We start from the raw sequence: 26,676 nt of genomic DNA on the forward strand, positions 1-26,676 counted from the left end.
GAAGGGCGCTTAGGCGCTGAAATCCAGCACCGTTTGCCCCACTTGCTGCAGCGCCTGTTCCAGCAAGGGCAGGGGCAGGGATGCCAACGCCAGGCGCAGCGCATGCGGCGCCTGCGCCGTGGTGGCAAAAGGTTCGGCCGTGGAGACGGCAATCTGCTGCTGCAACAAGGCCTGGGCCACCTGGTCGGCCCGCACCTCGGGCGGCAATGGCAGCCACAGAAAGTAGGAGCTGGGATGGCTCATGCGCGGCAGCTCGGGCAGCAGTGTGCCCAGCACGCGGGCGGCGAGCTGCTGGCGCTGGCGGGCATCGGCGCGTTTGTCTGCTTCGAGCTGGGCTACGGTGCCATCTTCCAGCCAGCCACAGGCCATGGCCGTCATCACTCCTGCGGTGTTCCAGGTGGTGGCGCGTATGGCGCTCTCCAGTGCGGGCACCCAGGCCGGTGGTGCCACCACCCAGCCCACGCGCAATCCGGTGGCCACGCTTTTGGACAGGCCCGAAACATACAGCGTGCGCTCCGGTGCCAGCGTGGCCAGTGGCGGCGGCGCCGGGTCGGCCAGGTAGGCATAGGCCGCGTCTTCGATCAGGGTCAAATCATGGCTGCGGGCAATCTCCACCAGCTGTTGGCGCTGCGAAAGCGGTAGCACCCAGCCCAGCGGGTTGTGCAGCGTGGGTTGGGCGTAGACGGCGCGCACGCTGCGCTTCTTGCACAGCTGCTGCAGCGCCGCCATATCCGGCCCCTGGGGCGTGCTGGGAATGGGCAGCAGCTTCAGGTGCAGCTGCTGGGCCAGCAGCTTGAAGCCGGGGTAGCTCAGTGCGTCCACAGCCACCACATCGCCGGGCGCCAGCCGCGCCATCAAGGCCACGGTCAGCCCGTGCTGTGCGCCATCCACCAGCACCACCTGCTCGCTCGCCACTTGCAGGCCCCGGGCTTGCAGATGCTGGGCCACGGCGGCGCGGTCGCGTGGGCGGCCGCCATGGGGCTGGTAGCGCAGCAGGGCGTCCAGGTCGCCGGTCAGGGCCAGCTGGCGCAAGGCGGTGCGCAGCAACTCGGCCTGGCCGGGCAGGGTGGGCATGTTGAAGCTCAGATCCATGCTGCCCGCTGGGGCGGGTGGAATGTCGATGCCATGGCCCGGGGGCAAGGCGGTTTCCTTCACAAAGCTGCCGCGCCCGGTTTCGCCGCTGACCAGGCCCATGGCAGCCAGCTCGGCGTACACACGGCTGGCCGTGACCAGGGCCAGACCTTCGCGCGCTGCCAGTTGGCGGTGCGTGGGCAGGCGGCTGCCTGCGGGCAGCTGACCGTTGCGTATGGCGGCGGCCATATGGTCTACCAAAGCCTGGTAGCGGGTGGTCCGCTGGGGGCGGGGGATGCTCATGGAGGGCTGTGCTTTGTATGCATGACAATTTTTTGATTGTATTGCTGTACCTGCCTAGCATGGCGGCATGACCACCCTACAAACCATCCCAACGCCCCAGCAGACAACGTCCTCCACCCGCAGCGCGCGAGGCTGGTGGGATGGGGCCATCGGCGTGCTCATCTTCAGCGGCTCGCTGCCGGCCACAAGGCTGGCGGTGCAGGATTTGCCGCCCCTGTGGCTGACGGTGGCACGGGCCAGCATTGCCGCAGTGCTGGCGCTGGCGGTGTTGCTGCTATTCAAACAGAAGCGCCCTGTGCGCGCCCAGCTTGCTTCACTGGCCGTGGTGGCCATGGGCGTGGTGCTGGGCTTTCCGCTGCTGACGGCGCTGGCGCTGCAGCAGGTGACGGCAGCGCATTCCATTGTCTGGGTGGCGCTGCTGCCGCTGTGCACGGCGGTGTGTGGCGTGTGGCGCGGGGGGGAGCGCCTGCAGCCCGCGTTCTGGGTGTTCTCGCTGCTGGGGGCGGCCCTGGTCATGGGCTTTGCGCTGGCCCAGGGGGGCGCGTCATCGTGGCAGGGTGACGCCCTGATGCTGCTGGCCGTGGCCTTGTGTGGTCTGGGCTATGCCGAAGGTGCCAGGCTGTCGCGCAGCCTGGGCGGCTGGCAGGTCATCAGTTGGGCACTGGTGCTGTCGCTGCCGGTGATGCTGCCGCTCACGCTGTGGCTGTGGCCCGGTGATCTGGCGAAGGTGCGCGCACCGGCCTGGTGGTCTCTGGCCTATGTGGCGCTGTGCAGCATGTGGCTGGGTTTTGTCTTCTGGTATCGGGGGCTGGTGCGGGGAGGTATTGCGGCCGTGGGCCAGTTGCAGCTGCTGCAGCCCTTGCTGGGTTTTGCCCTGGCGGCCTGGTTGTTGGGTGAGACCGTGAGCCCGGCCATGTTGGCGGTCACGGCGGCCGTGCTGGTCTGTGTGGTGGGAGCCCGGCGGACATCGGCCAGTCGTTAGAGCGTGACAGACCTTGGAATATGCACAGGGCTTGTGTGCCTTGTGGTGTAAAAAACACAAAACAGCGGCTGCAAGAGCGGGGTGCCGCAGGGCGATGAATCCGGGAAAATGCGGGCTGATCTGGTTGATTCGATGTCTACCGCCAGATTTGGCAGAGTAAGCACTCTATCGATCAAAGGTGGTTGATTGATTGAAATTACCTGCGTGCTTTCTTACGACAGAGCGCAGATAAGTTGTACAGAATGGCGAGCGTATGGACATTTCTAACGCCGCGTTGACACAGGTCGCTTTGCAAAAAGAATTGCACGATGCGTTTGCACGCTGGATGGCCTTGTGCGAAATCACGGCCCGTAAAGACGGGGTGTCGCAGGAGGATTTGCAGCAGGAGCTGGACTGGCTGCAGAAACGGCGCGATTTGCTGCTACAGCGCAGCACCCACCAGCATATGCGCCAGGTGGTGGCTGACATTCAAAACGCCGAGGTCTGGGTGCACTCCGGCTTGCGGGCGCATATGCAGGATTTGCGCGCCCTGTCCCATGCTGCCGTCGATAAGGACGGTGCGGCCATGCCCACCATCAACCATTTCAAGCATGCGCTGCAGGCCGGGCTGGCCCAGATCGGCCTGTGGTCTGCTCTGCCCTTTCCCTATGCCAGCAAGGTGATTGCAGGCGCTGGCTTCGATTGGCTGCTGCTGGACAGCGCGCACGCGCCCTCCGAGGTGCAGCAGCTGCTGCAGGCCATGGCCGCAGCCACGCCCGGCGAGGGCCCGCCTTGCTGTCATGCCGTGGTGCGGCCGGCAGGCAATGACCCGCAGGCGATTCAGCAATACCTGGGCATGGGCGCGCAGACCCTGCTGCTGTCGGTGCAAAGCGCCGCGCAAGCCCTGGCGGCGGTGGAGACCGTGCGCGCGGCGTTGGCGGATATGGCCTGCATGGGCCATGGCGCCGGCCATGCACTCGACAGCATCTGCCTGCTGGTGCAGGTGGAAACGCGTGAGGCGCTGTCGCAGTTGGAGGCCATTGCCCGCGTGGATGGCGTGGATGGCGTCTTCATCGGCCCGGCCGATCTGTCGATAGGCCTGGGCTACTCCGACGATGGCAGCCAGCCGGATGGCATGCGGGCCCTGATTGCCCAGGCCTTGGCGGCCGTGCGGGCCTGCGGCAAGGCGCCCGGCATTCTGGCGCCCGATCCTGAAAGTGTGCAGGACTGCCTGGATGCCGGGGCGCTGTTCGTGGTGGTGGGCACGGACATGCAACTGCTGCGTGAAGGGGCCGATGCATTGGCCGCCCGCTTCAAGACGGCCCAGGCCGGACCGGGACTGGGTGCATCCATGTATTGAGCGTGGTGCCCACGCTTTCTAGAATGCCTCAGAGCGTGTTTACGATCTCTACGCAGGCGCGCCGCGAGGAGATCATAAACACGCTCTCAGAGCGCAGCATCCCACATTGCGTAGGGATGCTGCTCTGCTTTTGGAAGCGGCTGTCGCTATATTGTCTTGTGTTTCAGCCAGACTGGGTTGAAATGCCAGGCAGGATGCGCTGGTGCTGCTCCTGTTTTTGACGCCCCCTGGAGCTGCGGCTTCGGGACTCTCCTACACTGTCATGGATGGATTTTTCCCATGTCTCACGCCTACCCCGATACCCAGTTGCTGATTGATGGCCAATGGGTGGATGCCGCCAGCGGCAAGAAAATTGCCGTGCACAACCCCGCCACGGGCGACGTCATCGGCCATGTGGCCCATGCCGGCATTGCCGATCTGGACCGCGCACTGGCCGCGGCGCAAAAAGGCTTTCAGGTCTGGAAGCACACCAGCGCCCACGAGCGCCAGGCCGTGATGCGCCGCGCCGCCCTGCTGCTGCAGGAGCGCGCCGATGTCATCGCCGCCGTGCTGACCCAAGAGCAGGGCAAGCCCCTGGCCGAGGCCAAGGGCGAGGTGCTGGCCGGTGTGGGCATCATCGACTGGTTTGCCGACGAAGCCCTGCGCCTGTACGGCCGCATCGTGCCGGCACGCAAGAGCGATGTGCTGCAGCAGGTCATCAAGGAACCCGTGGGCCCGGTGGCGGCCTTCACGCCCTGGAACTTCCCGGTCAACCAGATCGTGCGCAAGATCAGCGCCGCCCTGGCCACCGGCTGTTCTTTCCTGTGCAAGGCGCCCGAAGAAACCCCGGCCGCACCGGCCGCGCTGCTGAAGTGTTTTGTCGACGCCGGCGTGCCTGCCGGCGTGGTGGGCCTGGTCTATGGCGACCCGCATGAAATCTCCAGCTACCTGATCCCCCACCCCGTGATCCGCAAGATCACCTTCACCGGCTCCACGCCCGTGGGCAAGCAACTGGCCGCCATGGCCGGTGCCCACATGAAGCGCTGCACCATGGAGCTGGGCGGCCACGCTCCGGTCATCATTGCTGAAGACGCCGATGTGGAACTGGCCGTGAAGGCCGCCGGTGCCGCCAAGCTGCGCAATGCCGGCCAGGTCTGTATCTCGCCCACGCGCTTTCTGGTGCACAGCAGCCTGCAAAAAGCCTTTACCGAAAGCGTGGTGCAGTACTTCGAATCCATCAAGGTGGGCAACGGCCTTGCGGCCGACACCAAGATGGGCCCGCTGGCCAACCCACGCCGCATCACCGCCATGAAGGCCCTGGTGGAAAACGCCCAGGCCAAGGGGGCGGATGTGCTGCTGGGTGGCAAGGCCCTGGGCGATGCCGGCAACTTCTACGCTCCCACCATCCTGGGCAATGTGCCGCTGGATGCCGATGTGTTCAACAACGAGCCCTTTGGCCCGGTGGTGGCCATGCGCAGCTTTGAGCGCATCGAAGACGCGATTGCCGAAGCCAACCGCCTGCCCTACGGCCTGGCAGCCTATGCCTTCACCCGTTCGTTGAAGACGGCCCACCAGCTAAGCCAGCAGGTGGAAACTGGCATGCTGTGGATCAACCAGCCGGCGATGGCTTCGGCCGAAATGCCTTTTGGGGGCATCAAGGATTCGGGTTATGGATCGGAAGGGGGCCCCGAAGCGCTGGAGGCCTATCTCATCCCCAAAGCTGTTTCGATAGCGATGGTGTGACTTTCTGACGATGCAGTGGGCGCCTCGTTGTGAGCTGCCCATACAGCGCTTTATGCGTTGTTGCTCGCCCTTGCCGTACGCCTGTACTGTCAGCGGGCGAGGCGCCTAGCCTCAAGCGCTGTCTGGGCATTGTGGAGTGGTGTTGGGAGTCCGATGGACTGCTGAGGCCCGCTCTGGCATGCCTTGAGATCCGCGTAAAAAAACCGCCAGCCCGTTACCGGGTCTGGCGGTTTTTTTGTGGGCAGTGGTGTGTCTACACCTTGGCGGTTTCGCTGAAGAAACTGGGGTGCAGCGCCAGGTCCTGGGCAGCCAGGCGCAGCTGCGCGGCCTGCGTTGCGTGTGCGACGTCCAGGCGCTGGGCCACGGCGCGCAGGCTTTGGGCGGCGCGGGTGGGGGAGTCGGGTAGCTGGCCCAGGCGCTGCAGGCCGTGGTGCAGGCTGCGCGCCAGGCTGTCGCTGTGTTGGCTATCGGCGTGCAGCTGGTGCAGCAAATAGGTGGCCTTGCCCACGCGCAGCGCGGCCAGGCCGCAGTCGGCGGCGTCTTGCACCTGTTCGGTGCCCACTTTCTCGGCGGTGCGCACCAGGCGCAGCAGGCGGTGGTAGAGGCGGGCTCGCCATACGCGCAGGTCCTGGGGCTGCATCGGCGCCCGGGCCATGGCCTGCAGCTCGCGGACCATCATGGCGCGCAGGCCTTGCACGCGGCCCTGCACCGTCACCGGCAGAATAAAGCGGTAGGCCGCCCAACCCGCGAGTGGCCCGGTGATGATGGCCAGGCCCATGGCCAGCGAATGGCCATAGTCCACGACATAGGGGTAATGCGGCGTGAGCGCCAGCAGCAGCACCATGCAGCAGTCATAACCCGAGAGTATGGTGCGGCGGTGGCTGAACAGCAGGGCCCCGATGAAGATAAAGGGCAGCATCCCCAGCACCATTTGCAACTGGCTGTGGGCCCAAGGCCAGACCAGCCACTGGCAGGCCAGGGCCACGACCACGCCCATGGCCTGGCCCAGGGCGACATAGCGCATGGTGAAGGCCGGGTTCTCGAAAGAGGAGAACACCGTGATCATCACCGACAGGCCCAAAAGCATATAGGCGCCGCCACTCCAGCCCGTGGCCACCCAGACCATGCCCACGGTGAACATGGCGGCAAAGGCCCGCAGCAGGGCGCGGCGGGCGCCCAGCCAGTCGCTGTGCAGCACCACGGGCAGGGCGCGGGCGCGCTGGTGGGCGGGCAGGGCTTGGTCGCTGGCCGCCAGGCCATGGGCTTGCAAGGCCAGGGCGATATGGGCCAGCAGCTCGGGCGCTGCGCCCCAGCCCTGGCTGGCGCTGCGGGCCCGGGCCAGCGCCGGCAGCGCGGCCAGCGGGTCGGCCTGGGTTTCCAGTTGGTGGGCGGCCTGCTCCAGCGCCTGGCTCACAGTCTGGGCCTGCGCCATGTCGAGTTGGGGATGGGGGGCGCCGCCAGCGCTGTCGCGCAACCACATCAGCGTGGAGATCTGCACATTCATCAGCCGGCGCAACGCGCGCACGGCCTGGCGTGAGCGCTGGGAGCCAGCGGCATGCGGGTCCAGCCCTTCTTCGATCACGGCCATGGCAGAAAGGCGCCGGGCCAGGTCCTGGGGCGACAGCGCCGCGCTGCTCTGGGTGGCTGCCGCCAGGTCGCGCAGCAGCCGGGCGCAGAGCTGGCGCACCTGGGTGTTGCCGGGGATTTCGGCCCCGCGCGGGGTGAACAGCCAGCCCACCAGCAGGGCCGCCGCCACGCCGGTGAGGGCGGTGAACAGCCGGTCCCAGCCCAGGGCAAACACATGCTCGGGGTGGCCGCTGTCCAGCAGCGCCACCATGGCGGCGGAGTAGCCGGCCAGCATGGTGCCGTAAGAGGCAAAGCTGCGCTGCAGATTGCCCAGGCCGGCGCACAGCCCTATCCACAAGGCCAGGCCGGTGACCAGCCAGAACAGCTGGCCGCCGGCCAGCAGCACCAGGCCCACGCCGGCCGCCGTGCCGATGACGGTGCCCGTGGTGCGGAAAAAGCTTTTCTCCAACAACTGGCCGCGCAGCGGCTGGGAGGCGGCCCACACCGTCATGCCAGCCCATTGCGGGTGCTCCAGCCCCAGGGCCCAGGCGGCCAGCACGGCCAGGCAGGCCGCCAGCGCGGTGCGTAAGTGAAGGCGCAGCCGCGCGCTGTCAAACCCCCAGCCTGCGGCGCGGGTCAGCAGGCGGTCGTAGGCGGCCAGGCTCATGGCTGGGCCTCGGCGGTGGCTTCGCCGCTGCCATCGCTGTCAGCAGTCTTGTCGCTGCCGGCCTGCATCTGCTCCAGTCGGGCGCGGATCTTGTTCACCCCGCCCAGCATGGCCTCTACCTCGGCCTCATCCAGGTCTTGCAGCATGGCCAGCTCGGCCTCCAGCATGGTGGCGCGGATGCGGTCCACGGCCGCGTGGCCGGCCTCGGTCAGGTAAATGCGTTTGCTGCGGCGGTCTGCGGGGTCGGCGCGGCGCTCTAGCCAGCCCCGGGCTTCCAGAATGTCCAGCAGCCGCACCAGGCTGGAGCCGTCCAGGCCCACGCGTTCGGCCAGGGCTTTTTGCGTGCTGCCGTCGCCCCAGGCGCGCAGATGCAGCAGCGGCGTCCAGGTGGCATCGGTCAGGCCGCTGGCGGCCAGTTGTTCCTCGACCTGGCGGCGCCATTGGCGCACCAGCGTCACCATCAAAAAGCCCAGGCGTTCTCGGGCGGGAGATTCGGCAAATGACATGCTGGGGATTTTAGTTGCATTGCAATTAATTTGTATTGCAAATTAATTTAAGTGCAATCTTCTATGCGACCATGGCCGCTGTCTGCAGGCATCCAGACAGGCATGAAATCCACCTAAAAAGCAGACGTGGTCAGCAGAGACTGCTATGGCTTCAGAAGCGGTGCTCGCCTGTGGGCAACGCGCCATGGACTGGTTTTGGGGTCTTGGGTTTATCGCTATTCAATAATTGAATAGCGATGGCTAGAATCGCCGCTCTTACGCTTTTTCACAAATTCCCTGCTGCACGGCCGTGCAGTGCGGGCTGATTTCTCTTTTGCATGTCTTCACACCACCACGCTGATTCTTCGCGCCTTTCGCTTCCCGGTTTCCGGCTCCGCAGCCCTTGGCTGTGGGCGGCATTGGCTTTGTCCCCCATGGCTGCGCTGGCGCAGACCGTTCCGGCCGCAGAAACCGGCAGCCAGACCTTCACGCTGGGCACGGTGGAAGTCAGCGGCCAGCGCCAGGCAGACCAGGGTGCTGGCGATGCACAGCGGGTGGACAGCGCCGAAATGGCGCAGGCCAACGCCAACACCGTGGCCGACGCGGTGCGACAGATGCCCGGCATCAATCTGTCGCGCAACAACCGCAACGAAGAAACCATCAACGTGCGCGGTTTTGACTCGCGCCAGGTGCCCATTTATGTGGACGGCATTCCCCTGTATGTGCCCTATGACGGCTATGTGGACCTGGGGCGCTTTACCACCTTTGACTTGGCCGAGATCAATGTGGCCAAGGCCGGCGCCTCGCTGCTGTACGGCCCCAACACCCTGGGTGGCGCGGTGAATCTGGTGACGCGCAAGCCGGTCAAGGCCTTTGAGGGCGATGCCCGCATCGGCTTTGGCTCGGGCAAGGAGCGCAAGGCCGCCGTCAACCTGGGCGGCAATCTGGGAAGCTGGTATTACCAGCTGGGCGCTTCCTATCTGGATGCCGACAACTTCCCCCTGCCCAAGGGCTTCAAGGACTTCAAGGCCAAGCCTTCCGACACCGGCAACCACCGTGAGAACGCCTATCGCACCGACAAGCGCTTGTCGTTCAAGGTCGGCCTGACGCCCAATGCCACCGATGAATACGCTCTGGGCTATGTGCGCCAGGAAGGCGAAAAGGGCAACCCGGTCTACACCGGCACCTCCACAGGGAAGAACGCCGCACGCTACTGGCGCTGGCCGTATTGGGACAAGGACAGCATCTATTTCCTGAGCACCACGCGCATTGGCAGCAGCAATGTGCTCAAGACCCGGCTGTACCACGACACCTACAAAAACGGCCTGGACATGTACAAGGACGGCAGCTATGCGCAGCATGATCCGACCAGCAGCTACAAGGACGTGAGCCAGGGCGGCAGCGTGGAATGGGCCAACTACAGCCTGCCGGGCCATGAGCTGCGCTTTGCGCTGCACTACAAACAGGATGAGCACACCGACGCGGCCTCGGGCAAAGACCCTGAAAAGCACTACCGCGATGTGACCACCTCGCTGGTGGCGGAAGACCGTATCCAGTTGGGTGAGCGCTGGAATCTGACGCTGGGCCTGAGTCATGAAAAGCGCAAGGCCAAGGAAGTCTATTTCTGGAGCGCCGGTTCGACCGACGCCACCAATGGCCTGGCCAAGCTGAGCTATGCGCTGACACCGGCGGGCGATGAGATCTACGCCATTGCCTCGCACAAGACGCGCTTCCCCACCATCAAGGACCGCTACTCCGCCCGCATGGGCCGTGCGCTGCCCAACCCCGACCTCAAGGCTGAAGTCGCCAACCACCTGGAGTTGGGTGTGAGCGGTGCACCCTGGCAAGGTGGCAAGGGCCAGGCTGCGGTGTTCTACAGCCGGGTGAACAACCAGATCCAGACCATGACGGTGGATTCCACGGCCTGCGGCGGCACCACCTGCGACCAGGCACAGAACGTGGGCAAGACCCGCAACTGGGGTCTGGAGCTGTCGCTGGCGCAAAAGCTGTCGGCACAGTGGAGCGCCAGCGCTGGCTACACCTATCTGAACCGCACCAACCTCAGCGACCGCAGCATCACGCTGACCGACACACCGCGCCAGCGTGTGTTTGCTTCGCTGCAATGGAACCCGCATGCCCAGTGGCAGCTGCGCACCGAGCTGGAGGCCGAGCAGGGCCGCAAGGTGCCGCTGGCCGCCAGCGGCCAGTCTTCGGTCTACCAGATGGCAGGCTACGGCGTGCTCAATCTGCGCGCCCGCTATCTGCCGCGTCCCGACACCACCCTGGACTTTGGTGTGGCCAACGTGGGAGACAAGTGGTATGAGCTGGCCGACGGCCTGCCCATGCCCGGCCGTACGCTGTACGTGAACCTGGGCTACCGCTTCTGATGGAGCAGCTTCTGAACCGTCGCCAGTGGCTTCAGCACAGTGCTGCAGCCGGTGCCGCGCTGGGTCTGGGTGGCTGCGCTTCCATGGGCCAGCCACCCACCACCCCCGGTGTTCAGGTGGCTGCCGTGGGCGGCCTGGTGCTGTGTGGCGTGTGGCCGCGCGTGGCCGAGGCCGCCAGCCAGGCTCTGGCCCTGCCGGTGACCACGGTGGCTGCCGCGCCCAAGGAGGGCGTGGTGCCTGCCTTTGCGCGTGGTGATGCGCAGATGCTGCTGATCCACGCCAGCGACGAAGCCATGGCGCTGGAAGCCGCAGGCCTGGCCGGTCCGGCCCGCGTCTGGGGCTGGAACGAGCATGTGATTGCCGGCCCCGCTGCCGACCCCGTGGGCGTGCGCCAGGCTGCCAGCGGCACCGATGCGCTGCGCCGCATTGCGCGGGCCCAGGCCCCTTTTATTGCGCTGCGCGACCCCGGCAGCTACACGGTGGTGCAGCGTTTGTGGCGGCGCGGCGGTGTGCGGCCCGATGCCCGCTGGCTGCGCGTGGACACCGGGCCCCAGCCTCAGGCCGTGCTGCAACTGGCGGCCGAGCTGCAGGCCTATGCCGTGGTGGGCCATATCCCGCTGCACTTTGGCAAGATGAGCGGGCCGGGCATTGAGCTGTTGCTGCACGGTGACCCGTTGATGCGCCGTCCCTATGTGCTGCTGACCCCCGGCCCCAAGCACCCCGCCACGCGGACTCAGCGCCAGGCCGTGCAGGAGCTGGCAGACTATCTGCTGGGCCCCGCCGGCCAACAGGCCTTGGCGGATGCCAATGTCGCCACGGCCGGCCCCTGGGTGTTTGCGCGCGAGAGCGTGCCGGCCGGCTTGAACACCGGCGCCGATTGATACGGCGTTGTCTTCAATCGTCAAACGTTGTTGGGTCGCCTTGTCGTGCTACAGCACTGCCTGCGGCTCCCCGCCTAGTTATCCCATTGAATGCAAAACCGTATGAGTGCATTGCATGACCGCTTCTTCCGTTTCTCTTGATGATGCCGCGCTGCCGCTGGCCGCGCTGCTCCACGCCGATGACTGCCACGATATGGACGCGCTGCTGGAGCGCGTGGCCCGGCGCCTGATGGCGGCTGGCTGGCAGGTGGGCGGCCTGGTGTTTCGCATGGACCACTATGCCAATGGCAACAAGCGCATGCGCTTGTTTGACCTGCGCAGCGATGCCGAGTTTGAGCTCTCGCAAGACCTGGGGGCATCTTCCGATGCCTGCAGCCTCAACCCCCAGGCCATTGCCCAGGCCAGCGCCGTGCTGCGCAAGGCCTTGGCAGACCGGGTGCAGCTGATGCTGGTCAACCGCTTTGGCCAGGTTGAGGCTTTGGGCGGTGGCTTTGCCCAGGAGTTTGCGGCCTGTGTGGAAGCCGGCCTGCCCGTGCTCACCGCCGTGGCCCAGCGCCATGCCAGCGAGTGGCAACGCTTTACCGGCGGAGCGCATTGCACGCTGGCGGGCGATGAAGAGGCCGTGCATGCCTGGTGTGTGCAGCAGCTGCAAGCCCAAAAGCAGTTACCAAAGGCCACACGGTGAAGCCCCAGCTCACGCGCCGCCATCTGTTGGGCGGTCTGGCGGCCTGGGGCGCTGCGGCGGCTTGGCCGCTGCAGGCCGCTACGCCTGCAGCGGCCCACACCATTGCCGCCCGCTTTGGCCAGCTGCCTGCCGCCCCCCAGCGCGTGTTTGCCGCCGGGCCTCCGGCCGGGGTGCTGGTGGCCGCGCTGGCGCCGCAGCAGCTGATGGGCTGGCCCATGCAGCTGTCCGATGTGGCGCGCAGCTATCTGGGGCCGCAGTTGCGCGCCCTGCCGCATTTGGGGCGGCTGTCTGGCCGGGGCAGCACCATGCCGCTGGAAGCCTTGCTGGCGCTGCAACCCTCGCTGGTGCTGGATGCCGGCACGGCCGATGCCACCTATGTCTCGGCCACCGAGCGCCTGGCACGCCAGACCGGCCTGCCCTGCGTGCTGGTGCAGGGCAGTCTGCCCGATCATGCCCGCCAGCTGCGCGAGGTGGGTGCGCTCTTGGGCGTGGTCGCACGCGGCGAAGTTCTGGCCCAGTACGCCGATGCCATGGCCGCCCTGGTGGCCCAGGTGGTGGGCAGCCTGCCCATGGCCCAACGCCCACGGGTCTATCTGGGCCGCAGCGCCAATGGCCTGGAGACCGGCCTGGCCGGCTCCATCAATGTGGAAGTGATCGAGTTTGCCGGTGGCCGCAATGTGGCGGCCGCTGCCGGGCGCGGCGGGCTGACGCGGGTGTCCATGGAGCAGATGCTGGCCTGGGACCCGGAGGTGATCCTCACCCAGGAGCCGGCCTTTGCCGAACTGTTGCGGCGTGACCCGTTGTGGCGCGGCATCAGCGCCGTGCGCAGCGGCCGCATCCACCTGGCGCCCATGCTGCCCTTTGGCTGGCTGGACGGGCCGCCCAGCGTCAACCGATTGATCGGTGTGCGCTGGCTGCTGGAAAAGCTGCACCCCGGCCATGCCGCGCTGCGTGGCCTGCCGCCGCTGGCCCAGGCCGTGCGCGAGTTCTACGCCCTGTTCTATGGCGCCCAGCTCTCCGATGCGCAGGTGCAGAACCTGCTGGGCATTGCGCGCTGAGGCCTTTCAATACCTGCCTTTCAACATCTCGCAGGCCGCTATGGATGGCATAGCGGCCTGTGCATATCCTCCATGGCTTTTGCGCTGAATTGAATTTGAATGCCTGATTCCCCAAGCACCAGCTGCTCACAAAAAAAGAGCGCGCCAAAGAGTGCACCTGCATCGGCCCGCTGGGGCTGGTTGCTGGCCCTGGGCCTCTTGCTGGCGGTGCTGCTCTGGGCCCTGGCTGTGGGCCAGTTTGCGCTGTCGCCCCAGCAGCTGGGCCAGGCGCTGTGGGCCGCGCTCACCGGCGCGCCATCGCCGCTGTCCCCGCATGCCGAGACCGTGCTGTGGAATATCCGTCTGCCGCGCATTGCGGCCGGCATGGTGGTGGGCGCGGCACTGGCAGCAGCGGGTGCGGCCTACCAGGGCATGTTCCGCAACCCCTTGGTGTCGCCCGACATTCTGGGCGTCTCGGCCGGCGCCGGCCTGGGCGCGGTGCTGGGCATTTTCATGGGCTGGAGCATGGTGATGGTGCAGTTGCTGGCCTTTGGCGGCGGCCTGGCGGCCGTGGCCGTGGTGGTGGCCGTGGCGGCCAGTGTGCGCCGCCATGACCCGGTGCTGGTGCTGGTCTTGGCCGGCATTGCCCTGGGCGCGCTGCTGGGCGCGGGCATTGCGCTGATCAAGACCCTGGCCGACCCCAACACCCAGCTGCCCTCCATCACCTTCTGGCTCATGGGGGGGCTGAGTGCCGTCACCTTGCAGGAGGTGCGCGTTACCGCGCCGCTGATGCTGGCCGCCCTGGTGCCCCTGGTGCTGCTGCGCTGGCGCATCAATCTGCTGGGCCTGCCCGATGAAGAGGCCCTGGCCCTGGGCGTGCAAGTGGGCCGGCTGCGCTTGCTGCTGGTGGCCTGCGCCACGCTGGGCACGGCGGCGGCGGTGTCGCTGGCCGGCATTGTGGGCTGGGTGGGCCTGGTCGTGCCCCATGTGGCGCGGCTGCTGGTGGGGCCCAACTTTGTGCGCCTGCTGCCGGCCTCGGTGCTGCTGGGCGCCGGCTTTGTGGTGGCCGCCGACACGCTGGCGCGCACGGCGGCGCGCATCGAGCTGCCGCTGGGCATTCTCACGGCTCTGGTGGGTGCGCCGTTCTTTCTCTATCTGCTGGCCCGCACCGGCCGGCGCGAGGGCGGGGAATGACGCTGCCGCATACCGCCATCCCCGTGCTGCAGCTGCAGCAGCTGCGCACCGGCCATGGCCGCCGCGTGGTGGGCGAGGGGCTGAACCTGGAGATTGCCGCCGGCGAGGTGCTGTGCCTGCTGGGGCCCAACGGCTGTGGCAAAACCACGTTGTTTCGCACCGTGCTGGGCCTGCTGGCACCCCTGGGTGGCCAGGTGCTGGTGCAGGCCCAGGCGGTGCAGCGCTGGCCGCGCGCCGAGTTTGCACGCCGCGTGGGCTATGTGCCCCAGGCGCAGAACGGGGTGTTTGCCTTCAGCGTGCTGGACATGGTGTTGATGGGCCGCGCCGCGCGCCTGCCGGCCCTGGCCCAGCCTTCGGCCGCCGACCGCGCCCTGGCCCTGCAATGCCTGGAGCGTCTGGGCATGGCCCATCTGGCGCCGCGCCGCTATACCGAACTCAGCGGGGGCGAGCGCCAGTTGGTGCTGATCGCCCGGGCCCTGGCCCAGGAGCCGTTGCTGCTGGTGATGGACGAGCCCGCCGCCAGCCTGGACTTTGGCAACCAGATTCGGGTGCTGGCCCAGATTGCCGCGCTGCGAAGCCAGGGCATGGCGGTGCTGATGTCCACCCACCAGCCCGAGCACGCGCTGCGCGTGGCCGACCGCATCGCCCTGCTGGGCCAGGGCCGGCTGCTGGCCGTGGGTGCGCCGCATGCTACGGCCACGCCCTCGGCGCTGGCCGCGCTTTATGGCGTGGAAGAGGCAGAGATTGCGGCCCATCTGCGGGCCGCAACGCCGGGGCGCTGAGGTTCGCGCACTCGCGGGGAGGCAGCCCTCATGGCTGCGCTGGCTGGTTTTTGGGGCGTGGCCGGCAGGTTGGCGGTGTACTGGTGGCAGACGGCGCTTCGCCCTCCTTGGAGAAGGCCTGCGCATCTGCCGCCATGTTTGCCGTGCTGTCTGGGCACCACGGCAGTGGGGCGGGTGCCAGCTTGCTCGCCGCAGCATTGGTCTGACGCTCTTGTGGCAAAGGCATGCGCTTCGTCACATGTTCTGCGGGTGGAGCGTGCTCCATGGCCTGGTGAGCCTGGCTGGCCTGGTTCTTCTTGGCCTCCGCAAGGCTGTCATGGCGCCGCGCAGAGGCCGATGGGCTGGGCTGAGGCATGGGCGCTGGCGGCGCCGCTGCGGGCGAGGTTGATGCGGCCCTATCGGCAGACATGTCCGCGCTTGGGGACAAGGTTTCGGCGGCAGGTGCGCGATGGGCACCGTGGCTGGCGTCGCCCCACCATGTGGTTTGCAGCATCAACCAACCCACCAGGCCCAGGGTCACCATACCGCCCAAGGCATGGCGCCGCCATTGCCTGTCGTTGGCTGCAGGCTGGGGGGAGGTCTGGGATGCCGCTGGCTTTTCCAGGTCGGCCGGGCCATGCTGCGCTGCAGCCGCATGTGCAGACCCTTGCCGCGCCTTGGCCTGCTGGCGGGCGTAGGCCAGGATGCGTTCGCTGCTGGCCACATCCGGCCCACGGTCCTCGACAACCGCATCCAGGTAAACGGAGCGCAGGCCATCGGGTTGGGGCTCGTGGGGTGTGGGGTGTTTCATCTCAGCTCCTGGAGCGCCGTGCGCAGTTTGGCGCGTGCATAGCGCAAACGGCTTTTGGCCGTTTCCTCGCTCACGCCCGTGGCCTCGGCAATCTCGGCCAGTGACATATCGGCCTCCACCTGCAGCAAAAAACACGCGCGTTGTTCGGGCGGCAGGCTGGCGACAGCGGCCAGCAAGGCGCGGGCGGTCAGTTGCCGGTCCACACAATATTCGGGCTCGGACCCCGAGGCCGCAAACAGGCTGTCGGCCAGGCCCAGGGCTTCCTCGCTGTCTTCATTCAGGCTGATCGTGGGCTTGCGACGGCGCCAATGGTCCACCAGCCGGTGGTGGGCCATGGTGAACAACCAGGTGGTGAATTTGCTGCGAACTTCATAGCTGGCAGCACCATCCACCACTGCAAACCAAAGGTCCTGGCTCATGTCATCGGCCAGGGCTGCGTCTGCGGTGTTACGGAAAAAATAGCGCCATAGGCGCTGGCAGTGCCGCGCATAGAGCGGTGCGAAGGCCGCAGCTTCTCCTGCGGCATAGGCACACATCAGCGCTTCGTCTTTCAGGGCAGAGAGTGGGGCGGGCGTCAACGCGTTCACGGCCATGCGCCCCATTATGCAAACCTGGCCCGCGCGGCCTGTGCGCCCGCGGCCTGCGGCGGCATTTCGTGGTCTGGGTTCACTGGGCAGGGGGATCGACCACAAAGCCATCATCTGGAAAAGGCCGTGGCTTGCGCTGCACGCGGGGAGGGGGCGGCTTGGGAATCACGCCCTTGGCGACCAGATTGGCATAGCTGTCGTAGCGGATGTGCACCAGCTGCTCGGGCCGCGCGGTGGCGCTGTCGACGCTGGTGGTGGACACATGGGAGGTTTCGATGGCGCCATGGCCTGTGCCCAAGGAGGGCGTAGGCGCCGCAGGGGCCGAGCGTGGGGCAGATTTCTCGGCCTGGCGCATGGCCGGTGCGCTGGACGCCGATGCACGCGGCGCTGCCATATCCGCCGCCGCGGCAGATTCCGCCGAGTTGCTGCGGGCGCTGGATTCGTAGCTGGAGCGGTCGTTGGGCTGATAGGCAATGCGCAGTGCTTTTTCCCGAAACAGCGCCACCCCGATGACGCCGACGTCCTGGGGTCGGCCCGTACGGCTGGCATAAGACATATCGCTTTCCGAGAAGTAGAAAGCGGCGACCTTGTCCAGGCTCTTGCGCCAGCCCGCGATATCGGCGGCTTCGCCAGCGTCGAACACATAGCCGTCATCCGGCCGCGCTGCAGCGCGCTTGCCCGTGAGTACGTTCAGACCATCGACGCTGATCACGCCCATGATGCGATCGTCCGTGGTGTTGTGCACGCGAACGGCGTAGTTGGCGCCGGGCCGCCCCGCGACCCAGTATTCGCCCTGGTGGCGGTAGACCGGCAAGACCTTGCCGCTGGCACGCTCCACGATGCGGATCGTGGCCAGCGGCCCCGTTGGGGCCACTGGCAGGGAGGTGGCGCCTGCGCAGGCCGCAGCCAGCCAGACCGCAGCGGCCAGGCCGCCATGCCAGCTCGCTCGGCGCGAGGCAGCCGCGAAAGGGGAAAAGCGCATGGATCTCTCCGAAAGAAGTCGATGACATACGCTGAAACGCGGCACATGCTGGGACGGGGTTAAATCCGGCTGCGGTAATTGTTAGTACATGTAACGCAATCTTTTCTCACCCCACCTCACGGTGCGGTGCTTTAGTTCGCCTCGGCGCCGGACTGCTTGACCACCTGCTTCCACTGCTGGAATTCCTTTTCCTGGCGGGCCGCCAGCTGCTGCGGGCCGTCATGCATGGCGGTGACGCCCAGTTGCTGGAAGCGTTGCTGCAGTGCCGGGTTTTTCATCGCGGCCTGTACGGCGGCATAAAGGCGGTCCACCACCGCCGTGGGGGTGCCGCGCGGGGCGTAGAAGGCCACCCACAGGTCGCCGCTGAAGCCGGGCAGCGCCTCGGCAATCGCCGGCACATCGGGCAGCAGGGCCACGCGGCTGGCGCTGCTCACGCCGATGGCGCGCAGCTTGCCGCCTTTGACGGCTTCCACGGCCGAGGGCAGGCTGGCAAACAGCATGGGGGCCTGGTTGCCCATCACATCGCTCATGGCCGGGGCCACGCCCTTGTAGGGCACATGCTGCAGCCCTAATTTTCCCTGTTCATTCAGCATCTCGCCCAGCAGGTGGTTCAGCGTGCCGCTGCCGGCCGAGGCGTACTGGTAGTAATGCTGGGGCTTGGCTTTGACGACGGCCAGAAACTCCTGCAGATTGTTGGCCGGGAACGAGGGGTGTACGCACAGCACGTTCGGCACCGAGCCCACGGCGGCAATGGGCATGAAGTCCTGGATGGGGTCAAAGCCCGGCTTTTTGTAGACCCAGGGCACGATCAGCTGGTTGCTGTTGGCGGTGAACAGAATGTTGTAGCCATCGGGCTGCTCGCGCTTGGCGGCCTGGGTGCCGATCACGCCACCGGCTCCCGCTTTGTTATTGATCACCAGGGGCTGGCCCAGTTGCACCGCCATCTGCTCGGCCATGATGCGCGCCACGATGTCCACCGTGCCGCCCGGGGCGGTGGGCACGGTGATGGTGATGGGCTTGTCCGGGTAGGCCGCCAGCGCGGCAGAGGACCAGGCCAGGGTGGCGGTGGCGCAGGCCAGCAAGGCGATGCGGCGGGACAGGGAAGCAGGGGTCTTGGCCATGAAAGCTCCAGTGCAAAAAGGACCGAGGGAAAAAGTCATCCAAAAAATGGGCGAGGGGGAGGGAGAAAGTCGGCGCTCAGGCTGGCGTATTGGCAGGTGTTCTGGCACGCCGGTCCAGCAGCGGGTGCAGGGTTTCGGCCCAGGCCAGCAGCGCATGGTCCCAGCCGGGGCGGGCCACCAGCATCACGCCCAGGGGCAGCTCGTTGTCACTCCAGCCCGTGGGCAGGTGCAGACAGGGCCAGCCCAGCACCGACCAGCCTTTGTTGAAGCCGGATTCACCGGTATGGGCCAGCCCTTGGGGCGCGGCGCTGATGGCCCCCGTGGTCATCACCAGATCGGCATCGCCGAAGTAGCGGCGCCATGCACCGCGTTCCTGCGCCTGCCATTGCAGGCTGTCCTGGTAGTGGCCCGTGGAAATGCCCAGGCCCCGTTGCACGGTGGCCTGCAGTGCGGGGCTGAGGTGGCGGAACTGCGTGGGCGTCAGCCGCTGCAGCTGCAGCGCCATCTCGTGGTGCACCAGCAGGCTGTGGGTGGCTATCAGCTGCTGGGTGGCAGCGGGCGTCTCTGCCTTGTCCAGGGTATGTCCGTGGCGCTGCAGGTCGGAGACCGCCGTGTCCAGCACGCGGCGGGCATCGGGGGCCAGCGTGAAACCGGGGTGCTCATGCAAGACGGCAATGCGTGGCGAGACTTTGGGTGGCAGAGGTGCCTCTCCGGCCGACAGCAGCACCTGGGCCACGCGCCGGGCCGTGGACATGCTGTGGGCAAACCAGCCAATGGCATCCAGCGAAGGGCACATGACGCGCATGCCCTCGCGCGGCACCCGGCCGTAAGTGGGCTTGAAGCCCAGCACGCCGCAGTAGGCAGCGGGGCGGATCATCGAGCCCCCCGTCTGGGTGCCCAGCGCAAAGGGCACCATGCCGGCCGCCACGGCAGCGGCCGAGCCGCTGGACGAGCCGCCGGGGGTGTGGTCATGCCGGTGTGGGTTGCAGGTCGGGCCGGGCGTGACATGGGCAAACTCTGCCGTCACCGTCTTGCCTATGGGGGTGGCGCCGGCCTGGCGCAAGCGGGCCACGCATGGTGCGTCCTGGGCCTGGGGCACGGGAACGGACAGGGGCGAGCCACACAGCGTGGGCATGCCGGCCACATCCAGCACATCCTTGACGCCAAAGTTCAGCCCTGCCAGGGGGCCCTGTGCAAGGGGGGCAAAGACCGGCTCGCGCGCCAGATAGGCCCAGGCCCGCAGCTGGGTGTCCTGCTGCGCAATCTCGGTCAGCACCTGCTCCGGCGCCGAGCGCAGGGAGGGGGGACTGGAGGGGGACAGGGTGGCGTAAGTCACGGATCGGGGTTTTCCAAACACAATGCTGCGCATGCTAGGCAGGGTGTTTTGTTCCGTCCAATTCGAAATCAAGGGGAGACTATGACGCGTTCCGACACAATGGCCGTCGATGATCGTCAGCTGGCCTGCTTTCTGGCGGCCGCCGATGAGTTGCACTTCGGCCGGGCCGCGGCGCGCATGCACATGAGCCAGCCGCCCTTCAGCCAGCAGATCCGCAGGCTGGAGGCCAGTGTGGGCACGGCGCTGTTTATTCGCACCACCCGTTCGGTGCGGCTGACGCCGGCCGGTGAGGTGATGTACCAGCATGCCCGCGAGATTGCCGCGCAGACCCAGCGCATGCTGCGCGCCGTGCGCCAGGCTGCGGTAGGAGATGGTGGCACGCTGGTGGTGGGGCTGGCGCCCACGGTGATGTATTCGCCGCTGGCGGATGCGCTGTACCGCTACCGGGCGCAGCACCCCCAGGTCACGCTGGAGCTGCGGGAGATGAACTCCAACACCATGCAGGCCATGCTGCAGTCCCGCTCCATCGATGTGGCCTTGATGCGGCCCATGGCAGTCTGCGCCGAGATCGCCTGCATGGAGGTGTTTCATGAGCCCATGGTGGTGGCGTTGCGGCGTGATCACCCCTGGGCCACGCAGCGGCGCATCACAGCCGAGCAGTTGCAGCAGCTGCCGCTGCTGGGCTATGCGCAGGCCGGGTCGCCGTATTTTCGGCAGGTGCTGCAGAACCTGTTCCAGGCACTGGACGTGCAGCCGCACATCGTGCAGGAAAGCCAGATCCCGACGCTGTTGACGCTGGTGGAGATTGGCGTGGGTGCTGCCATCGTGCCGTGGACGCTGTCACGCCAGCGCACCGAGAGCCTGAAGTTTCTGCCGCTGCAGACCGATGGGGTACAGGCCAGGGCCTGCATCGTGGCGGCCTGGCACCGAGGGGTGTTGCACACCACGCGCGATGTCTTCGTCGCCGCCATGCCTTGCGAGAGCGACACGGTAGAGCAGTGAATGCTTTGGCCAGGGCCTGCATGGCGTACAGTGGGCCATGCCTGTCGACCGCCCTGTTCACCCCGTTTCACCAGCCCCTGTGGCGGCCTTTGATTTTGACGGCACCTTGAGCGTGGGCGACAGCCTGCAGGACTTTGCCCGCTACAGCCTGGGCCGGGCCGGCTGGCTGTGGGCCGCGCTGCGCACCGTGCCGGCGCTGCTGGCCTGGCGTGTGGGATTGGGCAGCCGCCAGCAGGCGAAACAGGCTTTTTTGCGTGCCTGTTGGGGTGGGCAGGACGGCGCTGCGCTGCAGGCCCTGGGCGAGCGCTATGCGCGCGAACGCCTGCCGCAGCTGCTGCGCCCGGAGATGCTGGAGCAGGTACAGCAGCACCGTGCGCTAGGCCATAGGCTGGTACTGGTCAGCGCATCCCCTGCGTTTTATTTGCGCCCCTGGGCGCTGCAGGCCGGCTTTGATGCGGTGCTGGCCACCGAGCTGGATTTGCAAGGCCGTTTTACGGCCCATCTGCACCGGCCCAACTGCTGGGGGCCGCACAAGGTGGAACGCCTGGCTGGGTGGCTTAATACAGAGCCTGTAGCCCTGGCTTATGCCTATGGCGATAGCCGGGGCGACCGGGAAATGCTGGCCTGCGCCCACCACCCCTGGCTGCGCGGCAGCGGGCTGCCTTTACCGCCCTTGTTCTGAGAACGTGTTCAATGTCTCTACGCAGGCGCGTTGGAGCGCAATCGGGATGAGTTCGAGTCGATGGGGCGCAGCTTGCACCCCTGTGCAAGCAAGCTTCAGCGCGAAGAAATCGCCCGATTTCGCTCCAACCCTGCGGGCCAGTGGTTTTGCGGGCGGTCTGCTGTGTTGCGAATCCTCGCAATAGTGCGGTATCGCGCCTTGTATTCCATCCCGCAAAGACACTGGCGCGCCGCGAGGAGACTTCGAACACGTTCTGAAGCAAAAGCGCGGTTGCTTACAGCCACTGCGGTAGCCACAGATTCAGCAGCAGGCCGGCACCCAGCAGCCAGCCAAACAGCACCAGGGCCAGCAGCAAGGGCTTGGTGCCTGCGGCACGCACGGCAGCGATGTGGGTGGTCAGGCCCAGGGCGGCCATGGCCAGGGTCAGCAGCAGGGTGTCCAGCTGCACGCCCACAGCCACCAGCGGTGCGGGCAGAACGTCCAGCGAATGGATGCCGGCCACCAGCACAAAGCCCAGGGCAAACCAGGGAATGCTGATGGGGCTGGGCGTGGCATGGCCGCTGTCTGCCTGGCCTGCTTCGGCCTGGCGCTCGCTGCGGGCCAGCCACCAGGACAGCACCAGCAAAAATGGCGCCAGCATCATCACCCGTACCATCTTGGCAATCACGGCCATGTCAGCGGCTTCGCGGCCCACGGCCTCGCCAGCGGCCACCACCTGGGCCACCTCATGCACGGTGGAGCCCACATACAGGCCGTATTGCTGGGCGCTCACGTCCAGCCAGCCATGGGCCGCATTCCAGGCAAACAGCGCGGGGTAGAGAAAAGTGGCCACGGTGCCAAACACCACCACGGTGGCCACTGCCACGGCCACATCGCTGGCCCGGCCCTTGGCCACAGGCTCGGTGGCCAGCACGGCGGCGGCGCCGCAGATCGAGCTGCCGGCGCCCACTAGCAAGGTGGTGCGCGGGTCCAGCTGGAACACGCGCTGGCCCAGCCACTGGGCCAGCAAAAAGGTGCTGGTCAGCACCACCGCATCGATGGCAATGCCGGCCCAGCCCAGCTGGCCTATGTCCTGAAACGTCAGGCGCAGGCCGTAGAGCACGATGCCGGTGCGCAGCAGCTTGGCCTTGGACAGGCCCACGCCGCTGGCGCAGGGCGCAGCCAGGCGCGGGTAGATGGTGTTGCCCACCACCAGGCCCAGCACAATGGCCAGGGTGAGCGCACTCAGGCCGCGCTCGGCCAACGCCGGCAGCGTGGCAGCCCACAGGGCCACCGCAGCGATGGCGCCGCACAGCAGCAGGCCGGGCAGCCACTGCAGCAGTTGCTGGCCGGAGCGTGACAAAAATGACGGGGAAAGTGCAGGAGTGGACATGGCAGACAATGCCGTCCACGAAAAGAGGGGGGAGGGTCAGGACGGGCCTGGAGCGTGGGCGACGGTCTGGACTTTAGATAACTTGGTTATATTTGTATAACTGATAGTTTGTGTAGGTTCTAGCGATGAAACCGGTTGATGGCTGCGCCAGTGCGCAGCAAAAAGGAGAGTGCCCATGCTCCATCTGACGCTGCGCCAACTGGAAATCTTCTGCGCCGTGGCACAGACCGGCAGCACCGTGGCGGCGGCCCAGACCGTGTCGCTGTCCCAGTCCGCTACCAGTGCCGCGCTGCAGCAGCTGGAGCTGGCCTTGGGCAGCCAGTTGTTCGAGCGCGTGGGTCGCCAGCTGGTGCTGAATGACGCCGGCCGCGCCTTGCTGCCCCAGGCGCTGGACATGTTGGAGCAGGCGCGCGCCATAGAGCAGGCGTTTTCGGGCAAGGGCAGCGGCCTGCCGGTGCGGCTGCGCCTGGCGGCCAGCACCACCATAGGCAGCTATGTGCTGCCCCCGGTGCTTGCCGCGTTTGCGCGCAGCCACCCGCAGGTGGCGGTAGACCTGCAGATCGCCAACACCGCCGAGGTGGCCGAGGCCGTGCAGGCACTGGAGGTGGACCTGGGCCTGATCGAGGGCACCAGCCATTGGCAGGGCATGGAGGTGCAGCCCTGGCTGCGCGACGAGCTGGTCATTGTCTGCGCCCCGCAAGACCCATTGGCCCGGCAGGCCGTGAACAAGCCCGTGGGCGCGGCCGCGCTGCGCCAGGCACGCTGGCTGCTGCGCGAGCCGGGATCGGGCACGCGCGAGATGGTGGAACATGCCCTGCTGCCGCGTCTGCACCAGTTGCCGGCCGCAGCCACCCTGGGCAGCTCCGAAGCCATTGCCCGCTGCGTGGCCCAGGGCCTGGGCATCAGCTGCTTGCCGCGTGTGCTGGTCCAGCCCCTGGTGGATGCGGGCGAGCTGCAGGTGTTGCCCACGGCGCTGCCGCGCATGCAGCGGCATTTCTCGCTGCTGCAGCGCGCGGGCAAACGTCACTCGCCGGCGCTGGCGGCCTTTGTGCAAGCCTGTCTGCAGTTTGCTCCCGGCGAGCGGGTGTGAGGGGTAATGGCTTGCGGGGGCCACTGCATAATCGCGGGCAGCTACAGAATATGAAGTGCTATGCCAGCGCGTCAGCAGCGTTTCAGTGCAGCAGAATGCGCATGATGTCGCTGCGGGTGATCAGCCCCGCCAGCTGACCCTGGCGCAGCACGGCCACAAAGGGCACGGTGTGCTCGGCCAGGGCCTCCAGCAACTGGGACACGGGCGTGCTGTCTTCCACACTCAGGGGTGCGTCCTGCATCAGCGCGGCCGCAGTGACCGTGGCGGCGGCCGGTGGCTTCTTGCCCCACAGCCGCCAGCTGCGTTGCTGGCGCCGGGCGCCGGCGTCCTGCTGTTGTTGCTGCCACAGCCAGTCAAACAGGGCGCCGCGAGCCACCACGCCCAGCAGGCGGCCGCTGCCATCCACCACCGGCAGGCTTTTGATGGGGTGCTGCTGAAACTGTGCCGCCAGCGCAGCCGGGCCGTCGCCAGGGCTGCAGGTCCAGGGGCGGGCCGTCATCACCTGCCCGCAGCTGACGCTGCCAAAGCGCCGGGCAATGGCCTGTTCTTCGGCCGCGCGCACCAGTTGGCCCAGCTCCTGCGGGGTCAGGTTGTAGTCCTGGTCAAAGCGGGCCAGCAGGGCTTGCAGATCGGCCTGGGACAAATCATCGGCCGGCAGATGCTGGGCCTTGGCGCTGGCCGTGGCTGGCAGGGCTTGCAGCGGGTAATGCTTGCCCCAGGCGCGGTGGTAGGCCATGGCCAGCAGCACCAGCAACAGGGTCAGCAGCCCAATGGGCATGAAGGCATAGCTCCAGTCATGGTGCACACCATGCTGGGCCTCCAGCGCCAGCAGCAGGGCCACGGCGCCCCCGGGCGGATGCAGCGAGCGCGTCAGCTGCATGCAGGCAATGGCTCCACCCACGGCCACGGCCGGCAACAACCAGGCCGGAGCGGACTGGGGCCAGCAGGCCACCACCAGCAAGGCCCACAAGGCCGCCACCGTGTTGCCCACCACGCAGGACCAGGGCTGGGACAGCGGCCCGGTGTGCACGGCAAACACCAGCACCGATGTGGCACCCAAGGGGGCAAACAGCGCCCAGTGGCCCACACCGGTGCCTGACAGGGGCAGTTGCAGCAGCCATGCCGACAGCCCCAGGGCCAGGCAGGCGCCCAGGCCCACACGCAGCACATCCAGTCGCGCGGCAGGGGCCACGGCCGGTTTCCATCCATTCCACAGTTGCATGCTATTCCAGGTGAAACATTCGCTCCGGGTGACCGAGGTGAAGCGCAAAAGACCGTCGCAGCAGCCATGCAGGCCCGCAGAGCAGGGCATGGCGCAGGACGAAAATTCCAGTAAAAACCGCCTCTGATGCAATCTACATCAGCAGGGAGTGCTCTGGTTTTTAATTTTTCTGGCACCCGGCGCGATGGGCATGGTGCGCGTGGCAGCGCAGCACAGAGTCGGGCTCCGACCGCCCAGTCCGGGGGGCAGGCGACGACAGCGTACGGCCGTAGCCCAGGCAGGATGCCGCGTGACATTTTCCACCGCAGGCAGGGCTTCCGCAGGTCATTGCTCGCATCCCATCCTTGGAAGGCGGGGCAAGATGTACGCTAGGCTATCCCGGCATCCCTAAAGAACCAAGAAGCGATCCACCCAGATGAAGACCATTGACGAAATGCTGCACCTGGACCTGCTCACCCACGAGCAGCACCTGCAAATCAGCCACTGGATTGCCAGCTCCGAATCACCCGAAGCCATTTTGCAAATGCCCGCACCCCTGTGGCAGGCGGTGGAGCGGGCCAGTCAGGTGATGGGGGTGAATGAAGACCTGTTGCGTCCGCCAGCGATGGAAATCTAAGCACCCCCTGAGCGGCTTCGGCTTGTGCCTCGCAGCACGCATCAGCACAAGATACTGAGCACGTTTTAATGCTTTATGCCACTGCGGCGCACACGGCCCGCAGCAAGCTGGATGGACCTTACCTCGTGAATGCTCAATGTCAAAGGACCATACCCGTTGTTGACAGAAAGTAGCTGCAGCTCGCCGTCGCGCCGCCAGTTCAGCTGTTTGAGCATCTTGCGGCCGTTGGCACAGACCACCACCACATCGTCGCCTTCCTGGGCCTCGATATTGGGTTCGACGATCACAAACTCTCCAGCCCGGTATCTTGGATGCATGGAGTCCCCGCGTACACGAACGGCATATGCGTTCGGGTCTGTGGTCGGGTACTCCACATAGCCATCACCAAACCCAACGGGGTACTCCAGCTCCTCGAGGTACCCGTCATCTCCGCCTTTGACTTCGCCAATCACTGGGATCTTCTTTATTGCTTTCAAGCTCAGTGCATCGCCGATATCGGATGACAAAAGCTCTGTTACTGATCCTATGCCAAATCCATCTTCAAAGTAGCGATCGATCAGGCCTAGCACGGTAGCGATGTTACGCGCCGATCGCTCGCCAAAGCTCTGGCTTGGGTCGAGCAATTGCGATACGCGCCCTTCAGTCAAGCCTGTGGCCTTGGCAAAGCTGGCTTGGCTACCGCTGTACGAAGAAGAGTCAATGAGCGCGCGTAGGCGCCGCTTTCGGTGTTGCGTGATGTCGTCCATGTTCAGCTGATTGTAAGCATTTTCTTTAT

Annotated in this window: 24 protein-coding genes; 13 read left to right on the forward strand and 11 right to left on the reverse strand. The window is 66.5% G+C overall.

The window, feature by feature from the left end; all coding sequences use genetic code 11:
- Positions 1-9: 9 nt before the first annotated feature.
- The gene (locus ACA027_RS03350) at positions 10-1,374 is read right to left on the reverse strand and encodes a PLP-dependent aminotransferase family protein (protein ID WP_370680988.1); all 1,365 of its coding nucleotides are present in this window, start codon (positions 1,372-1,374) and stop codon (positions 10-12) included.
- Between the two features lie 67 nt (positions 1,375-1,441).
- On the opposite strand from ACA027_RS03350, the gene ACA027_RS03355 reads away from it, so the two are divergent.
- The 3 genes from ACA027_RS03355 to ACA027_RS03365 all read left to right on the forward strand — a co-directional run bounded on the left by ACA027_RS03355 (position 1,442) and on the right by ACA027_RS03365 (position 5,417).
- Positions 1,442-2,356: a DMT family transporter gene (locus tag ACA027_RS03355; protein ID WP_370680989.1), complete on the forward strand. Its 915-nt coding sequence runs from the start codon at positions 1,442-1,444 to the stop codon at positions 2,354-2,356.
- Between the two features lie 253 nt (positions 2,357-2,609).
- The gene (locus ACA027_RS03360; protein ID WP_370680990.1) at positions 2,610-3,695 is read left to right on the forward strand and encodes an aldolase/citrate lyase family protein; all 1,086 of its coding nucleotides are present in this window, start codon (positions 2,610-2,612) and stop codon (positions 3,693-3,695) included.
- Positions 3,696-3,974: 279 nt separating this feature from the next.
- A complete protein-coding gene (locus ACA027_RS03365) occupies positions 3,975-5,417 on the forward strand; it encodes an NAD-dependent succinate-semialdehyde dehydrogenase (protein ID WP_370680991.1) in 1,443 nt (480 codons plus the stop codon).
- Between the two features lie 253 nt (positions 5,418-5,670).
- On the opposite strand, the gene ACA027_RS03370 is transcribed toward ACA027_RS03365, so the two are convergent.
- A complete protein-coding gene (locus ACA027_RS03370; RefSeq protein ID WP_370680992.1) occupies positions 5,671-7,650 on the reverse strand; it encodes an FUSC family protein in 1,980 nt (659 codons plus the stop codon).
- Positions 7,647-8,156, reverse strand: coding sequence for a MarR family winged helix-turn-helix transcriptional regulator (locus ACA027_RS03375; protein ID WP_370680993.1), 510 nt, complete (start codon positions 8,154-8,156; stop codon positions 7,647-7,649). Before ACA027_RS03375 ends, ACA027_RS03370 begins: the two co-directional genes overlap by 4 nt.
- A 413-nt stretch (positions 8,157-8,569) precedes the next feature.
- On the opposite strand from ACA027_RS03375, the gene ACA027_RS03380 reads away from it, so the two are divergent.
- The 6 genes from ACA027_RS03380 (at position 8,570) to ACA027_RS03405 (ending at position 15,101) form a co-directional block, all read left to right on the forward strand.
- Positions 8,570-10,522, forward strand: a complete 1,953-nt coding sequence (locus ACA027_RS03380) for a TonB-dependent receptor plug domain-containing protein (RefSeq protein ID WP_370680994.1) — start codon at positions 8,570-8,572, stop codon at positions 10,520-10,522.
- A complete protein-coding gene (locus tag ACA027_RS03385) occupies positions 10,522-11,403 on the forward strand; it encodes a twin-arginine translocation signal domain-containing protein (RefSeq protein WP_370680995.1) in 882 nt (293 codons plus the stop codon). The genes ACA027_RS03380 and ACA027_RS03385 overlap by 1 nt, the downstream gene beginning before the upstream one ends.
- Before the next feature lie 115 nt (positions 11,404-11,518).
- Entirely contained in the window at positions 11,519-12,088 is a 570-nt protein-coding gene (locus ACA027_RS03390) for a DUF2478 domain-containing protein (protein WP_370680996.1), read from the forward strand.
- Complete coding sequence (locus ACA027_RS03395; RefSeq protein WP_370680997.1) at positions 12,085-13,146, forward strand: iron ABC transporter substrate-binding protein; 1,062 nt, start codon at positions 12,085-12,087, stop codon at positions 13,144-13,146. The genes ACA027_RS03390 and ACA027_RS03395 overlap by 4 nt, the downstream gene beginning before the upstream one ends.
- 99 nt (positions 13,147-13,245) lie before the next feature.
- On the forward strand, positions 13,246-14,319 hold the full coding sequence (locus ACA027_RS03400) for a FecCD family ABC transporter permease (RefSeq protein WP_370680998.1): 1,074 nt from the start codon (positions 13,246-13,248) through the stop codon (positions 14,317-14,319).
- Positions 14,316-15,101, forward strand: coding sequence for an ABC transporter ATP-binding protein (locus tag ACA027_RS03405; protein ID WP_370680999.1), 786 nt, complete (start codon positions 14,316-14,318; stop codon positions 15,099-15,101). The genes ACA027_RS03400 and ACA027_RS03405 overlap by 4 nt, the downstream gene beginning before the upstream one ends.
- Positions 15,102-15,129: 28 nt before the next feature.
- Here the strand turns inward: ACA027_RS03405 and ACA027_RS03410 are convergent, their stop codons facing one another.
- From ACA027_RS03410 to ACA027_RS03430, 5 genes are all read right to left on the reverse strand, one after another.
- Entirely contained in the window at positions 15,130-15,891 is a 762-nt protein-coding gene (locus ACA027_RS03410; RefSeq protein WP_370681000.1) for a hypothetical protein, read from the reverse strand.
- Positions 15,888-16,484 carry a sigma-70 family RNA polymerase sigma factor gene (locus ACA027_RS03415; RefSeq protein WP_370681001.1) on the reverse strand — a complete coding sequence of 199 codons (597 nt, stop codon included), beginning with the start codon at positions 16,482-16,484 and terminating at the stop codon, positions 15,888-15,890. The genes ACA027_RS03410 and ACA027_RS03415 overlap by 4 nt, the downstream gene beginning before the upstream one ends.
- A 73-nt stretch (positions 16,485-16,557) precedes the next feature.
- Positions 16,558-17,460 carry a hypothetical protein gene (locus ACA027_RS03420; protein WP_370681002.1) on the reverse strand — a complete coding sequence of 301 codons (903 nt, stop codon included), beginning with the start codon at positions 17,458-17,460 and terminating at the stop codon, positions 16,558-16,560.
- A 131-nt stretch (positions 17,461-17,591) separates the two neighbouring features.
- On the reverse strand, positions 17,592-18,581 hold the full coding sequence (locus tag ACA027_RS03425) for a Bug family tripartite tricarboxylate transporter substrate binding protein (RefSeq protein ID WP_370681003.1): 990 nt from the start codon (positions 18,579-18,581) through the stop codon (positions 17,592-17,594).
- A gap of 76 nt (positions 18,582-18,657) precedes the next feature.
- A complete protein-coding gene (locus ACA027_RS03430) occupies positions 18,658-19,917 on the reverse strand; it encodes an amidase (protein WP_370681004.1) in 1,260 nt (419 codons plus the stop codon).
- Between the two features lie 81 nt (positions 19,918-19,998).
- Between ACA027_RS03430 and ACA027_RS03435 the strand changes: the two genes are divergently transcribed.
- Together ACA027_RS03435 and ACA027_RS03440 are read left to right on the forward strand one after the other, a co-directional pair.
- Complete coding sequence (locus ACA027_RS03435) at positions 19,999-20,919, forward strand: LysR family transcriptional regulator (RefSeq protein WP_370681005.1); 921 nt, start codon at positions 19,999-20,001, stop codon at positions 20,917-20,919.
- Positions 20,920-20,956: 37 nt separating this feature from the next.
- Positions 20,957-21,601, forward strand: coding sequence for an HAD family hydrolase (locus ACA027_RS03440; protein ID WP_370681006.1), 645 nt, complete (start codon positions 20,957-20,959; stop codon positions 21,599-21,601).
- A gap of 274 nt (positions 21,602-21,875) precedes the next feature.
- Here ACA027_RS03440 and ACA027_RS03445 read toward each other — a convergent pair whose 3' ends face one another.
- On the reverse strand, positions 21,876-22,973 hold the full coding sequence (locus ACA027_RS03445) for a YeiH family protein (RefSeq protein ID WP_370681007.1): 1,098 nt from the start codon (positions 22,971-22,973) through the stop codon (positions 21,876-21,878).
- Between the two features lie 175 nt (positions 22,974-23,148).
- On the opposite strand from ACA027_RS03445, the gene ACA027_RS03450 reads away from it, so the two are divergent.
- Positions 23,149-24,063 carry a LysR family transcriptional regulator gene (locus ACA027_RS03450; RefSeq protein ID WP_370681008.1) on the forward strand — a complete coding sequence of 305 codons (915 nt, stop codon included), beginning with the start codon at positions 23,149-23,151 and terminating at the stop codon, positions 24,061-24,063.
- An 82-nt stretch (positions 24,064-24,145) separates the two neighbouring features.
- Here the strand turns inward: ACA027_RS03450 and ACA027_RS03455 are convergent, their stop codons facing one another.
- On the reverse strand, positions 24,146-25,285 hold the full coding sequence (locus ACA027_RS03455; RefSeq protein WP_370681009.1) for an HPP family protein: 1,140 nt from the start codon (positions 25,283-25,285) through the stop codon (positions 24,146-24,148).
- A gap of 415 nt (positions 25,286-25,700) precedes the next feature.
- Here ACA027_RS03455 and ACA027_RS03460 point away from each other — a divergent pair, with 415 nt between their 5' ends.
- Positions 25,701-25,901: a hypothetical protein gene (locus ACA027_RS03460; RefSeq protein WP_370681010.1), complete on the forward strand. Its 201-nt coding sequence runs from the start codon at positions 25,701-25,703 to the stop codon at positions 25,899-25,901.
- Between the two features lie 65 nt (positions 25,902-25,966).
- Here ACA027_RS03460 and ACA027_RS03465 read toward each other — a convergent pair whose 3' ends face one another.
- Positions 25,967-26,647 (reverse strand): helix-turn-helix transcriptional regulator, encoded by a 681-nt coding sequence (locus ACA027_RS03465; RefSeq protein ID WP_370681012.1) that lies wholly within the window; start codon positions 26,645-26,647, stop codon positions 25,967-25,969.
- Positions 26,648-26,676 lie beyond the last annotated feature (29 nt).

Origin of the sequence: Comamonas sp. GB3 AK4-5 (assembly GCF_041320665.1) — a bacterium.
Taxonomy (GTDB): Bacteria; Pseudomonadota; Gammaproteobacteria; order Burkholderiales; family Burkholderiaceae_C; genus Comamonas.